The sequence below is a fragment of the Saccharopolyspora sp. SCSIO 74807 genome, from assembly GCF_037023755.1.
Taxonomy (GTDB): Bacteria; Actinomycetota; Actinomycetes; order Mycobacteriales; family Pseudonocardiaceae; genus Saccharopolyspora_C; species Saccharopolyspora_C galaxeae.
Map to the genome: position 1 here is coordinate 2425108 of NZ_CP146100.1, position 13230 is coordinate 2438337.

The following is a 13230-nucleotide window of genomic DNA, read 5'->3' on the forward strand; positions in this document are numbered from 1 at the left end:
GCGATCGGTGGTCACGAAGCGGATTCCCGCGGGCCGCGCGAAGCGGATTCGAGCGCGCGCACGGCCTCGTCCACGATCCGCTCGATGAGTTCGGCGCAGCTGGGCAGTTCGCCGATCATTCCCACGGATTGCCCGGCGGGCAGCACGCCCGCGTCGGCGTGACCGTCCACCAGACCGGCCTTGATCAGCATCGGCGTGTTCGCGGCCAGCAGCACCGCGCTCCACGGCAGTTCGCTGTTGCGGCGCATCGCGATTCCGTCGCTGATCAGCTGCTTCCAGGACATGCCGCTCATCGCCTTGAACGCGGCCGCTTGCCGCAGCGCGCCCGGCAGGCGGCGCAACCGGCTCGCGGACTCGGCCGCGTCGGTGAGCCCGGTGCGCAGCATCCGGTGCGGCAGCCCGTCGACCCGCGAAGTGACCAGGGTGTCCCCGGACGCTGCCGCCAGGTACCGCTGCTTCACCTCGTCCGGCACGGCGCTGTCGCTGGTCAGCAGGAACCGCGTGCCCATCCCGATGCCCGCGGCGCCGTAGCACAGCGCGGCGGCCAGCCCGCGGCCGTCGAAGAACCCGCCCGCGGCGATCACCGGAATGTCCACGGCGTCGACGACCTGCGGCAACAGCAGCGTGGTGGCGACCGAGCCGGTGTGCCCGCCGCCTTCGCCGCCCTGCACGAGCACGGCGTCGGCGCCCCAGGAGGCGACCTTCTCCGCGTGCCGCTTGGCACCGACCGAGGGGATCACGACGATGCCCGCGTCCTTGAGCTTGCCGATCAGCCGCTTGTCCGGCGCCAGGGCGAACGAGGCGACTCGCACGCCTTCCCGGATCAGCAGGTCCACGCGCTCCTCCGCGTCGCCCGCGTCGGCCCGCAGGTTCACGCCGAACGGTTCCTCGGTGCGCTCGCGCACTTCCCGGACCGCCGAGCGCAACTGATCCATGGTCATCGTCGCGGAGGCGAGCACGCCGAGCCCGCCCGCTTCGGCGGTGGCCGACACGAGCCGCGGACCGGCCACCCAGCCCATTCCGGTCTGCACCACGGGATGCCGCACGCCGACGAGCCGGGTCAGCGCCGTGCCGAGCCCGCTCACGCCGGAACCTCCTGGTGCCGCAGACCGTCCGGGTCGAGGACCGTGCGGATCAGCTCCAATTCCACATCGGACGGCATCCGGGTCTGCTCCACCGAGCCGGTGTCCAGCTCGAACCCGGTGCTGTCCTGCACCTGCTCGACCGTGACCCCGGGATGCACCGAACGCAGCCGCATCGCGGAATCCGGCCCGGCGAAGTCGAGCACGCCGAGATCGGTGACGACCACCTGCACGTCGTGGAAGGGCCCGCCGTCCCGGTCGTGCCCGACACCGGAGACCAGGTCCACCGACCCCACGAAGATCCGCTTGCCGTGCTTGGGAACCCAGTAGTTCGTGGTGTGGTTGACCGAGTTGCCCGGCGCGCCGCGCACCCCGATCAGCTGCACCTTCGGCCGGTCCCACGGGCCGATCCGGGAGATGTTCTGGTTGCCGTAGCGGTCGATCTGGGTGGCGCCCATCATCACCCGCCTGCGGCCGCCGGCGAGCAGGTCGAGCACCTGCCGGTAGGGCATCCAGCCCTCGACGACGCCGCCTTCCCGGCCGAGCGGCGGTGGTTCGGCGGTCAGCAGCGCCTCGCCGTCGGTAAGCAGCAGGTCCGGTGCGGTGGTCATCCGGGCGAGCCGGGCGCCGAGCGAGGGGATCAGCCCGATCGGCGACGCCAGCACCTCGCCCGCGTCGCGCCAGGTGTCGGCGCAGGCGACGGCGCAGATCTCCGCGCGGGTCACTTCTGCGTTCACTGCGCCACCTCCGGTGCCCGGACGGCGGCCTGGTAGGCCTGCTCGTCGCCGCTGAGGAACTCGTCGCGGAACGCCCGCCAGCTCTCCTCGTCGGAGGCGCTGGCCGCGTACCGCCGCTGGAAAGCCTCGTCCCGCTCGTAGTCGGGGACGCAGCTGGTGAAGTGCGCGCCGTTCGGCGTCTCGGCCACGGCGTCGGTGTGCGTCCGGTTCAGCAGCAACGACTGCACCGGGGCCTTCTGCAGCAGTTCCTCGGTGGGCACCACCTGTTCGCAGGTGACGTAGCCGCGATCGGCCGCCGCGCACATCAGATCGTCGAAGTAGGGGTCCGGCCCGAGGTATTGCGCGTTGCCGTGCCGGTCGGCGCGGTTGAGATGCACCAGCGCGGCATCGAGGCGCAGCGCAGGCATCGCCATCAGCTCTTCGCCGTCGTCGTAGGGAGAGCGCACGGTCCGCAGCCCCGGGTTCAACGCGGGCACGTCGGAGCCGATTCCGGCCCGCGTCGGGTGGAACGGCACCCGCGCCGCCGCCGCGCGCAGCCCGGCGAGGATCATCCCCTCGTCGTACTCGGCGACTTCGAGCTCCCCGCGCTGGCGCGCCGCCCGGAAGTGCGGGTCCAGCGGGATCGAATCCAGCGAGACGAACCCGTAGACGACCTTGCGCAACTTGCCCGCCGCCGCCAGCAATCCCACGTCCGGACCGCCGTAGGACACCAGCGTCAGATCGCGAAGCTGCGAGCGCAGGATGGCGCGCACCAGCGCCATCGGTTTGCGCCGCGATCCCCAGCCGCCGATGCCGATGGTCATGCCGTCCCGCAACGATCCGACGATCTCGTCGACGTTGACCTGCTTGTCCCGCACCTGCCCGCCTTTCACCCGTCCGCCGGGCGCTCGCCGTCGACGAACGCCTCCCGCGCCCGGTCGGAGACACCGCTGAGGTTGAGTTCGAAGGTGAAGCCCTGCTCGAACCGGTAGCTGCGGTTGACGTCGACCGGGTCGATGCCGTTGAGCGCTTCCTTGGCCCGGCGCACGACCAGCGGTTCCTTGTCCGCGATCGAGCCGGCCAGCTCCAGCGCGGCGTCGTGCAGCCGCTCCGGTTCGACGACCTCCCACACCGAGCCGAACCGCGCCAAGTCGTGCGCGGTCGCGGTGCGGCCGGTGTAGAACATCGCCCGCGCGTAGTGCTGCGGCACGAGCCGTTGCAGGTGCGTGGCCGCGCCGAGCGCACCGCGGTCCACTTCGGGCAGTCCGAACGTCGCGTCCGCGGAGGCGATGATGATGTCCGAGTTGCCCACCAGGCCGATGCCGCCGCCGAGGCAGAACCCGTGCACCGCGCTGATCACCGGGACCGGGCACTCGTAGACGCTCTTGAACGCCTCGTAGCAGCCGTGGTTCACGGCGACGAGCTTGCTGTGCCCGGGATCCGCGGTGAGTTCCTTGATGTCCACGCCCGCGTTGAAGCCGCGGCCTTCGGCCTGCAGCACCACGACGCGGGTCCGCTCGTCCGCACCGGCCTGCCGCAGCGACTCCGCGAGTTCCTGCCAGCCGTGCGCGGGCAGCGCGTTCACCGGTGGGTTGTCCATGGTCAGCACCACGATCCCGTTGTCGTGGCGCCGGATTCTCGTGCTCATCCGCACCTACCAAACCTAGCACTTGTTAGGTTGGGTTGGTACGTTAGCAACCGAGGCGAAGGCCCCGCCAGGGGCGAACCCCGGAGGAACTCGTGGGCGTCGAGATCGACCTTTCCGGCCGAGTGGTGCTGGTGACCGGCGGAACGCGCGGCATCGGCGCCGGAATCTCCGAAGTACTGTTGCGGGCAGGGGCGCGGGTGCACGTCTGCTCGCGCGGCGAACCCGAGCGGCTGCCCGAAGACGACGGCGTTCGCGCCGAGTTCGTGCAAGCGGACGTGCGCGATCCCGAGCAGGTGGACGGGCTGATCGAGGAGGTCGTGCGCCGCAGCGGCAGGCTCGACTCGGTGGTGAACAACGCCGGTGGGGCACCGCCCGCGGACACCGCGACCGCGTCGCCCCGGTTCCACTCCAAGATCGTCGAGCTGAACCTGCTGGCACCGCTGCTGGTGTGCCAGCGGGCTTGGCCGGTGATGCGCGAGAGCGGCGGCTCGATGACCATGATCAGCAGCGTTGCCGCGCAGCGCGCCGCGCCCACCATCGCCGCTTACGCCGCGGCCAAGGCCGGGGTGGAAAGCCTCACCCGCACCCTCGCGCTGGAGTTCGCGCCGAGCGTGCGGGTCAACGCGGTGTCCGTCGGGGTGGCCCGCACCGACAACTTCCGGGAGCACTTCGGCGCGGACGCCGAGCAGTCCGGCTTCGCCGAGACCATCCCGATGGGCAGGCCCGCCGAGCCGGTCGAGGTCGGCAACGCCTGCGCGTTCCTGGCCTCGCCGCTGGCCGAATACCTCACCGGCGCGGTGCTGGCCGTGGACGGCGGCGGCGAACCGCACCCGCACCTCAAGCAGCTCGCCCGGGAATTTTCCCGGGACTGATCCGGCGCGGGAGGTAGCCGGTTCAGCGGGGGCTGCTTCCGGAGCGGGGAAGCCGCCGAGGGTCCGCTAGGCAACATCATTCCGAAGGGAGTCCACAGTGCCCGGCATCTGCGAAGGCAGGGTCGTCGTCGTGACGGGCGCGGCCCGGGGTTTGGGCCGCGCGCACGCGCTGGAGTTCGCTCGCCACGGAGCTTCGGTGGTGGTCAACGACGTCGGCGTGCAGCTCGACGGCACCGGCGGTGACGAGCAGCCCGCTGTCGAAGTCGCCGCGGAAATCCGTTCGCTGGGCGGGAAAGCGGTCGTCGACGGGGCGGACGTGGCCGACTGGGATCAGGCCCGGCAGCTCGTGGCGCGGGCCGTGGACAGCTTCGGCAGGCTCGACGTGCTGGTCAACAACGCCGGTGTCGTGCGGGACCGGATGTTCGTGAACCTCTCCGAGCAGGAGTGGGACGACGTGCTGCGGGTGCACCTCAAAGGCCACGCCGCGACCATGCGGCACGCCGCGGCGCACTGGCGGGACCTGGCGAAGGCCGGGGAGGCCGTCGACGCGCGGATCATCAACACCTGCTCCGGTGCCGGTCTGCAGGGCAGCATCGGCCAGAGCAACTACGCCGCGGCGAAAGCCGGGATCGCCGCGCTCACCGTGAACACCGCCGCCGAACTCGGCCGCTACGGCGTCACCGTCAACGCGATCGCGCCGTCCGCGCGCACCCGCATGACCGAGGACGTGTTCACCGAAGCCATGTCGCAGCCCACCGACGGGAGTTTCGACGCGATGGCGCCGGAGAACGTCTCACCGCTGGTGGCGTGGCTGGGCAGCGCGGAATCCGCCGACGTCACCGGGCGGGTCTTCGAGGTGGAGGGCGGCGCGGTCCGCGTCGCCACCGGCTGGCGCCACGGCGCCGAGCACGACGCGGGCCGCCGCTGGTCCCCTACCGAACTCGGTCCCGTCGTCCGCGACCTGCTCGACCGGGATCCGCGCCCGGAACCCGTCTACGGCACCACCTGATCTCCGAACTTTCCGAGTGAACGGCCTCTTCGCCCAATCTATTCGGACGAAAGTTCCGTTCACTCCGGGCGGGGTTCCGCGGTGCGGGGGACGCACGGGCGTGTCGGGCGACGGGGCCGGGACCGCGGAGCCGGATGGAGGGGACAGCCGTCCGCAACGGGTGGGCGTTCGTGAGGCCGGGCTACAGCGACCAGACCGCAGGCCAGTCCTTCGGGCGCAGCGCGGCGTCGGTGCCGCCGTCGGCGTAGACGACCGAGCCGCACAGCAGCGCGCCTTCCGCGCCGAGCAAGAAGTCGATCAGCGCGGCCACCTCCGCCGGACGTCCGGGAGCTCCGCGCGGAGTGGGGAAGGCTTCGAGCGCTTCACCCAGCGCCGGATCGCGCCGCACCTCGGCGGTCATGCCCGTCTCGATGTGCCCGGGCGCGACGGCGTTGAGGCGGATACCGGCGCCGGTCCACTCCGCCGCGGGCGCGTGGCTGCGCACGTACCAGGCGATCGCGGCCTTCGTCGCCGGGTATGCGCCGACGGCTCCGTGCTCGTCGGCCAGTTCCCGCGCCCGCTCCTCTTCGTCGGCGAAGCAGGCTTCGGCGACCGGTACCGGCCAATTCGGTTGGCACGTCGCGGAATTCGAGCTCAGGCACACCACGGCCGGTCGCTCGGCGGCAGCCAGCGCCGGACGCAGGCCGCGCAGCAGGGCGACGGTGCCGAAGTAGTTCACCGACACCAGCGCTGACCCCTGCCGCGTCGGAACGCCGGGAATGCCCGCGCAGGTCACCAGGCCGTCGAGGCGGCCATCGCACTCCGCGGTGATCCGGTTCACGGCCTCCGCGCGCCCTTCGCCCGTCCCGAGGTCGCACGCGACCTCGGCTCCGTGCATGTCGACGCCGAGCACCCGGTGCCCCTGCTGTTCGAGCCGTTCGCGGGTCGCCGCACCGATGCCCGATGCCGAACCGGTGATCGCGATGGTGCCCATGTTCCTCCGCTCGGCCGTACAGGTACCGGGGCCCGGCCCCGAACGGCCGAAGGGTTGTGCTCCGCGGCCGTAGCGAGTTCCGGTGACTGGCGGAAACTGGTTGAAGCCAACAATAACATGTTACATTTACCAAGCGGGCGCTTGCTCAGTGATCGCTCGTTCAGCGCAACCCGGGAGGGATCGAGCATGACCGAGGCGTACATCGTGGAGGCCCTGCGGACACCGGTCGGCAAGCGCGGCGGCGGGCTCAGCGGCGTGCATCCCGCGGACCTGTCCGCGCACGTGATCCGGGCCGTCGTCGAACGCACCGGCATCGACCCGGGGCGGGTGGACGACGTGCTCTGGGGTTGCGTGGACGCCGTGGGCGCGCAGGCGGGCAACATCGGCCGCACCGGCTGGCTCGCGGCCGGTTATCCCGAGCACGTCCCCGGCGTCACCATCGACCGGCAGTGCGGGTCCTCGCAGCAGGCGGTGCACTTCGGTGCGCAGGCGGTGCTCAGCGGCACGGACGACCTGGTCATCGCGGGCGGTGTGGCGAACATGAGCGGCATCCCGATCGGCAGCGCGCTGCGCGCGGCCGACGGCCTGGACTTCCCGATCGCCTACGGTCCCGGTTCCGGTTCCACCGGCTGGCAACGCCGCTACGGCGACGAGGAGGTCACCCAGTTCCAGGGCGCCGAGCTCATCGCGGAGAAGTGGGGCATCTCCCGCGCCGACATGGAGGAGTTCGCCCTGACCAGCCACCGGCGGGCGGTCGAAGCGGCCGACGCGGGGCACTTCGACGCGGAGCTCGCGCCGATCGAGGGCGTCACCAGCGATGAAGGGCCGCGGCGCGACACCAGCCGGGAAAAGCTCGCCGGGCTCAAGGAGCTGCGTCCGGGCGGACGGCTCACGGCTGGCGTGTCCAGCCAGATCTCCGACGGGGCGTCAGCGCTGCTGATCGCGTCGGAGCGGGCGGTCGCCGAGCACGGCCTGACGCCGCGGGCGCGGGTGCACCACCTCAGCGTTCGCGGCGACGATCCCGTGTTCATGCTCAGCGCACCCATCGCGGCCACCCGGCACGCGCTGGAGAAGTCCGGGCTCTCGGCCGCGGACATCGACGTGGTGGAGATCAACGAGGCGTTCGCCAGCGTCGTGCTGGCCTGGCAGCAGGAGATCGGCATCGACCCGGCCAAGGTCAACCCCAACGGCGGCGCCATCGCGCTCGGCCACCCGCTCGGCGCGACCGGCACGAAGCTGATGGCGACGCTGCTCTCCGAACTGGAGCGCACCGGCGGCCGGTACGGGCTGCAGACGATGTGCGAGGGCGGCGGCACCGCCAACGTCACCATCCTCGAGCGGCTCTAGGAATTGTTCGGGGAGCGGTTTGCGCAGGTGTTTTGGCCGGGCCGGGTTTCGGGCACCGCAAGCGGCCGGCGCCGCTGCTCGCGTTCGCGCGGGTGGCGGCCGCCTCGCTGCGGGATCGCCGCCCGGAACGGCTCGCGATGATCGCGGGCGGATTGTGTTCTAGCACGCACGTGACCATCTGAGGGCATTTCACGTTTACCTTGTCAGGGCGACTGTCACGACTCGGGAGGTGCACTTGGCAAGCGTCGACGTGGCGCACGGGCGGCACGACTGGCTGCGCGCCGGCGCGTTCGAGGTGGCGCCGGGGGTGCACCGCATCCCGCTGCCGATGCCGGGCGACGGGCTGCGCGCGGTCAACGTGTACGCGATCCGGGACGGCGACGGGCTCGTGCTGGTGGACTCCGGCTGGGCCATCCCGGAAGCCCGCGCCGCGCTCGAGACCGCGCTGGGCGAGCTGGGCTGCGGCCTCGGTGACGTGCGCCGCTACCTGATCACGCACCTGCACCGGGACCACTACACCCTGGGCATCGAGCTGCGCAGCACGTTCGGCACTCCCGTGGCGGTGGGCGCCGGGGAGCGGCCGTCGCTGGAGGTTCTGCTGGCGGGCACGCACGATCAGCAGCTGTCCCAGCTGGACCGGGGCGGCGCGACCGAGCTCGCCGAACTCATCCGCTCCGCGAAGGGCCCCGAGACCGAGCGGCCCGAGGAAGGTTTCGAGCACCCCGACGAATGGCTCGAGGGCGGTGCCGAGATCGAACTCACCGACCGCACCCTGCGAGTCGTCGACACTCCCGGCCACACCCGCGGGCACGTCGTGTTCGTCGACGAGCGGAACTCGCTGCTGTTCGCCGGGGACCACGTGCTGCCGCACATCACGCCGTCCATCGGGCTCGAAGCCGCGCGGACGGAGCTGCCGCTGGGTGACTACCTCGACTCGCTGCGGCGCGTGCGCGAACTCCCGGACCTGCGGCTGCTGCCCGCGCACGGGCCGGTGACCGGCAGCGCGCACTCCCGGGTGGACGAACTGCTCGCGCACCACGAGGACCGGCTCGACCGGACCGAGCGGGCCGTCCGCACCGGGGCGGCGACGGCCCGCGAAGTCGCGGGTGAACTCGGGTGGACCCGGCGCGAGCGGTCCTTCACCGACCTCGACCCGTTCAACCAGGTCCTGGCCGTGGGTGAAACCGCGGCGCACCTGGACGTACTCGTCGCGCGCGACCGGCTGCACCGGGTCGTGGACGGGGTGGCGAGGTACCGGGCGATCTGATGGCGGCGCGCAGGAAAGCTCCCGAACCCGCGCCCGGCTCAGCGCAGCAGCAGCCGAACGGTCAGCTCCAGCCGGTTCGACACGTCGGTCGCCGAAGCGCGCCTGGTCACCCAGGCGACCAGGTTGGACAGCCAGACGTCCGCGATCACCCGGGCGATCGCGCGCTGCTCTTCGGTCGGCTCGTCCTCGCCGGTGACCATGGCGCCGCTGAACAGCGTCTCGGTCAGCGAGCCGACGGCGTCCACCTCGTTCGCCGCCGAGGTGTCGGCGAACATGAACGCCCGGGTCATCGCCTCGGTCAGCTGCGGGTTGCGCTGCATGGTGCGGGTCGTGCGGCCGAGTACGTACAGCACCCGGTCGTACGGGGTCTCACCGGGGATCTTGGCGCGGTCCAGCCGTTCCTGGGAACGCTCGAACTCGCGCGCCAGGCCGGTCACCAGCAGGTGGATCTTGGACGGGAAGTAGCGGTAGAGCGTGCCCAGCGCCACGTCGGCGCGTTCGGCCACGGCGCGCATCTGCACCGCCTCGTACCCGCCCTTTCCGGCCAGGGCGATGGTGGCGTCGATGATGCGTTTGCGGCGCGCGTTCTGCGCCGCGGACCCGCCCTGGTCGGCCAGCAGACTGACCGGTTGCGCCGCAGCGGAGCCGCGTCGCGGCGTCGTACCCATGAGGTCGGTCCTCTCGTGCGTCGGAGTCGGTGTGCGCCCGACTGTTCAAGTACTGCCTGGCTCGGCGGGTCTGCGCTGACCTCATGTTCAAAAGAGAACATGTTCCACTCTACCCGTTGCGTGCCGCGGCGGCTGCAACACCTGTCTCGGAACCCATGTTCGGTGTGGTCGTTGCATGTCTCGAAGCGGCGAAGCCGCTTGCACCACATATGCAACCGGCACCGCCGCGGGGTTCCGCCAAGCGACCAGCTACGCAAAGCGAGCTCCGGGACTCTGACTCAGGAGGTGAACTCGTGCGAATAGCTCTTTTGTCCTATCGGAGCAAGCCGCACGTCGGCGGGCAGGGCGTCTACGTCCGGAACCTGAGCCGGGAACTGGCCGGGCTCGGGCACCGCGTCGAGGTCTTCTCCGGCCCGCCGTACCCGGAGCTGGATCCGGGCGTCGAGCTCACCAAGGTGCCCAGCCTGGACCTGTACCGGGATCCGGACCCGTTCCGCACCCCGCACTGGCGCGAGTTCCGGGACTCCACCGACGTGCTCGAACTCGCGACCATGTGGTCGGCGGGCTTCCCGGAGCCGCTGACGTTCACGCTGCGCGCGGCGAAGCTGCTGCGCCAGCGGGCGTCGGAGTTCGACGTCGTGCACGACAACCAGTCCCTCGGCTACGGCTTGCTCGGCCTGCGCAAGGCGGGATTGCCGCTGGTGGCGACGGTGCACCACCCGATCACGCACGATCGGCGGCTGGAGCTGGCCGCGGCCAAGGGCTGGCGCAAGCTCGGCGTCCGCCGGTGGTACGGCTTCCTGCGGATGCAGCGCCGCGTGGTGCAGCGCATCCCCGAGCTGCTGACCGTCTCCGAATCCTCCGCCCGCGACATCGTCGAGGACTTCCAGGTGCGGCCGGACCGGCTGCGGGTGGTGCCGCTCGGCGTCGATCACGAGGTGTTCGAGCCGCCGCAGACGCCGCGGGTCCCGGGCCGGATCGTCGCGATGGCCAGCGCGGACACCCCGCTGAAGGGCATCGGCACGCTGCTGGAAGCGGTGGCGAAGCTGCGCACCGAGCGGGAGGTGGAGCTGGTGCTGGTGGCGGACCCGACGCCGGGCGGCCCGACCGATCGGCTGATCGACGAGCTCGGCATCCAGGACGCGGTGCGCACGGTCAGCGGGATCAGCGACGAGGAGCTGGCCGCGCTGCTCGGTTCGGCGGAGATCGCGTGCGTGCCGTCGCTGTACGAGGGCTTTTCGCTGCCCACCGTGGAATCCATGTCCTGCGCGACACCGCTGGTGGTCAGCCGTGCGGGCGCGATCCCGGAGGTGGTCGGACCGGACGGGGAGTGCGCCGACCTGGTACCGCCCGGCGACGCGGAAGCGCTGGCCGGGGCGCTCGGTGCGCAGTTCGACGATCCGGCGCGCAGGCGGCGGCTGGGGGCCTCCGGCAGGCGCCGGGTGCTGAGCCGGTATAGCTGGGCTTCGGTGGCCGCGGCCACCGCCGAGTGTTACGCAGAAGCGGTTGAAGCGGGAACGGAAATGGCGGCTGACCAGTGCTGACGGTGAATTTCGAACTGCTCGGGGTGCGTGCGGGACAGCGGGTGCTCGACCTCGGGTGCGGTGCGGGCAGGCACGCTTTCGAGTGCTACCGGCGCGGTGCGGACGTGGTGGCGTTCGACCAGGACGCCGAGGCGCTGACCGAGGTCAAGACGATGTTCGGGGCGATGGAGGCGGGCGGTGAAGCGCCCGCGGGCGCGACCGCGACCACCGTCACCGGCGACGCGCTCGCCCTGCAGTTCCCGGACGACCACTTCGACCACGTGATCGCCTCCGAGATCCTGGAGCACATCCCGCAGGACTGGCGGGTGATGAGCGAACTGGTGCGGGTGGTCAAGCCCGGCGGCCGGGTCGTGGTGACCGTGCCGCGCTGGTTCCCGGAGCGGGTGTGCTGGGCGCTGTCCGACGACTACCACCAGGCCGAAGGCGGGCACGTGCGGATCTACCGGCGCGAGCAGCTGGTCGAGCGGCTGCGGATCGCCGGTCTGAAACCGGTGCACCACCACTACGCGCACGCGCTGCACGCGCCGTTCTGGTGGTTGAAGTGCGCGGTCGGGGTGGATCGCGAAGATCACCCGCTGCCGAAGCTCTACCACAAGCTGCTGGTGTGGGACCTGATGAGCAAGCCGTGGGTGACGCGGGCGGCCGAGCAGGCGCTGGACCCGTTCCTCGGCAAGAGCCTCGCGGTCTACCTGTACAAGCCGCTGGACGACTCGGAGCCCGGCGGTGTCTGAGCCGCCCGCGGTCGACGGGGTGCTCTCGGCGGCGGATGCGCTGGCGACCGCCCGGTCCATCGCCGCGGTGCAGGAGCGCTCCGGTGCGGTGCCGTGGTTCCACGGCGGGCACGTGGACCCGTGGGACCACGTCGAGTCGGCGATGGCGCTGTCCGCGGCGGGTCTGCTGCCCGAGGCGGAGCGCGCCTACGACTGGCTGCGCCGCACGCAGCGCCGGGACGGCTCCTGGCCGCTGCGGGTGCGGGCCGGTGTGGTCGAGGACGCCGCCGCGGACACGAACTTCTGCGCGTACCCGGCGGTGGGGGTGTGGCACCACTTCCGGATCACTCGCGACGAGCGGTTCGCCGAGCGCATGTGGCCGGTGGTGCGCCGGGCGATCGATTTCGTGCTCGGCCTGCAACGCGACCGCGGCGAGATCGACTGGGCGCGCGGCGCGGGCGGTACCGCGACCGGTGAGGCGCTGCTGGCGGGTTCCTCCAGCATTCATCACAGCCTGGTGTGCGCCCTCGAACTGGCCGAGCACTTCGGGTGCGCGCAACCGGACTGGGAGGTGGCGCTGGACCGGCTCGCGCACGCGCTGCGGCACCACCCGGAGGCGTTCGCGGAGAAGGACCGCTACGCCATGGACTGGTACTACCCGGTGCTGGCGGGCCCGCTGCGCGACGACGCCGGGCGGGACCGGATCGTCCGGCGGTGGCCGGATTTCGTGGTCGACGGGCTCGGCGTGCTGTGCGTGGACGACCACCCGTGGGTCACCGGTGCGGAGACGTGCGAGCTGGTGCTCAGCCTGGACCTGCTCGGCTGGCGCGAGCACGCGGTGGAGGTGCTCGCTTCCATGCAGCACCTGCGCGAGCAGGACGGTTCTTACTGGACCGGGTACGTGCACGCCGACGGCAAGCGCTGGCCCGACGAGCGCACCACGTGGACGGGCGCGGCGGTGATCCTCGCCGCCGACGCGCTGTCCGGGGCCACGCCCGGCGGCGACATCTTCCGCACCGGCGTGCCGCGCGCGGGCTTACCGGTCGACGACGGCTGCGGCTGCTCGGCACCGATCCCGGTCGGCGAGTAGCCGCGACTTCGTGCGCCCGTTGCACCGGGTCGTCCAGTTCCGTCGCCCACTCCGGCGCGGCTGCGTCCGAGTCGCAACAGGAGCGCTTGATGGGGTCGTGAACCCGGCGAGTTCGTGAAGCTGTCCGCCGACCCGGTTCCTTTGACATCGTGTGATCGGTTGCCTGGTGACAACAGGTGCACGAGTTGATCCGTGCTGTGGTTTCGCGGCCGGCTCGTGCCACGGGCGAGTCGAGGTATGGAGGAAGTTCGTGGAGCACAGCACGAATCGGCTGCTGACCACCCACGCCGGAGCCCTGTGGAAG

13 protein-coding genes are annotated in these 13230 nt (G+C 71.5%); 7 read left to right on the top strand and 6 right to left on the bottom strand.

Going from position 1 to position 13230, the window contains the following annotated elements:
- Window positions 1-11: 11 nt before the first annotated feature.
- The 4 genes from V1457_RS11145 to V1457_RS11160 are packed head-to-tail and all read right to left on the bottom strand — an operon-like array spanning window position 12 to window position 3446.
- Window positions 12-1085: a nitronate monooxygenase family protein gene (locus tag V1457_RS11145; RefSeq protein ID WP_200069203.1), complete on the bottom strand. Its 1074-nt coding sequence runs from the start codon at window positions 1083-1085 to the stop codon at window positions 12-14.
- Complete coding sequence (locus tag V1457_RS11150; RefSeq protein WP_200069204.1) at window positions 1082-1819, bottom strand: CoA-transferase subunit beta; 738 nt, start codon at window positions 1817-1819, stop codon at window positions 1082-1084. Before V1457_RS11150 ends, V1457_RS11145 begins: the two co-directional genes overlap by 4 nt.
- Window positions 1816-2676, bottom strand: a complete 861-nt coding sequence (locus tag V1457_RS11155) for a CoA-transferase (RefSeq protein WP_338603205.1) — start codon at window positions 2674-2676, stop codon at window positions 1816-1818. The genes V1457_RS11150 and V1457_RS11155 overlap by 4 nt, the downstream gene beginning before the upstream one ends.
- 11 nt (window positions 2677-2687) lie before the next feature.
- Entirely contained in the window at window positions 2688-3446 is a 759-nt protein-coding gene (locus tag V1457_RS11160; RefSeq protein ID WP_200069206.1) for an enoyl-CoA hydratase family protein, read from the bottom strand.
- Window positions 3447-3538: 92 nt separating this feature from the next.
- Here V1457_RS11160 and V1457_RS11165 point away from each other — a divergent pair, with 92 nt between their 5' ends.
- Window positions 3539-4318, top strand: a complete 780-nt coding sequence (locus V1457_RS11165; RefSeq protein ID WP_338603208.1) for an SDR family oxidoreductase — start codon at window positions 3539-3541, stop codon at window positions 4316-4318.
- A 97-nt stretch (window positions 4319-4415) separates the two neighbouring features.
- On the top strand, window positions 4416-5327 hold the full coding sequence (locus V1457_RS11170) for an SDR family oxidoreductase (RefSeq protein ID WP_295141558.1): 912 nt from the start codon (window positions 4416-4418) through the stop codon (window positions 5325-5327).
- A 181-nt stretch (window positions 5328-5508) separates the two neighbouring features.
- Here the strand turns inward: V1457_RS11170 and V1457_RS11175 are convergent, their stop codons facing one another.
- On the bottom strand, window positions 5509-6300 hold the full coding sequence (locus V1457_RS11175; RefSeq protein WP_338603212.1) for an SDR family oxidoreductase: 792 nt from the start codon (window positions 6298-6300) through the stop codon (window positions 5509-5511).
- 186 nt (window positions 6301-6486) lie between these two features.
- On the opposite strand from V1457_RS11175, the gene V1457_RS11180 reads away from it, so the two are divergent.
- Entirely contained in the window at window positions 6487-7647 is a 1161-nt protein-coding gene (locus V1457_RS11180; protein WP_295144863.1) for an acetyl-CoA C-acetyltransferase, read from the top strand.
- A 235-nt stretch (window positions 7648-7882) separates the two neighbouring features.
- Window positions 7883-8914, top strand: coding sequence for an MBL fold metallo-hydrolase (locus V1457_RS11185; protein ID WP_338603216.1), 1032 nt, complete (start codon window positions 7883-7885; stop codon window positions 8912-8914).
- 38 nt (window positions 8915-8952) lie between these two features.
- Here the strand turns inward: V1457_RS11185 and kstR are convergent, their stop codons facing one another.
- Window positions 8953-9582: a cholesterol catabolism transcriptional regulator KstR gene (kstR, locus tag V1457_RS11190; RefSeq protein ID WP_200069211.1), complete on the bottom strand. Its 630-nt coding sequence runs from the start codon at window positions 9580-9582 to the stop codon at window positions 8953-8955.
- 293 nt (window positions 9583-9875) lie between these two features.
- On the opposite strand from kstR, the gene V1457_RS11195 reads away from it, so the two are divergent.
- The 3 genes from V1457_RS11195 to V1457_RS11205 are packed head-to-tail and all read left to right on the top strand — an operon-like array spanning window position 9876 to window position 12926.
- A complete protein-coding gene (locus V1457_RS11195; protein WP_338603221.1) occupies window positions 9876-11126 on the top strand; it encodes a glycosyltransferase family 4 protein in 1251 nt (416 codons plus the stop codon).
- A 2-nt stretch (window positions 11127-11128) separates the two neighbouring features.
- The gene (locus V1457_RS11200) at window positions 11129-11857 is read left to right on the top strand and encodes a class I SAM-dependent methyltransferase (protein ID WP_295144874.1); all 729 of its coding nucleotides are present in this window, start codon (window positions 11129-11131) and stop codon (window positions 11855-11857) included.
- Complete coding sequence (locus tag V1457_RS11205; RefSeq protein ID WP_338603226.1) at window positions 11850-12926, top strand: prenyltransferase; 1077 nt, start codon at window positions 11850-11852, stop codon at window positions 12924-12926. The genes V1457_RS11200 and V1457_RS11205 overlap by 8 nt, the downstream gene beginning before the upstream one ends.
- Window positions 12927-13230: the final 304 nt, after the last annotated feature.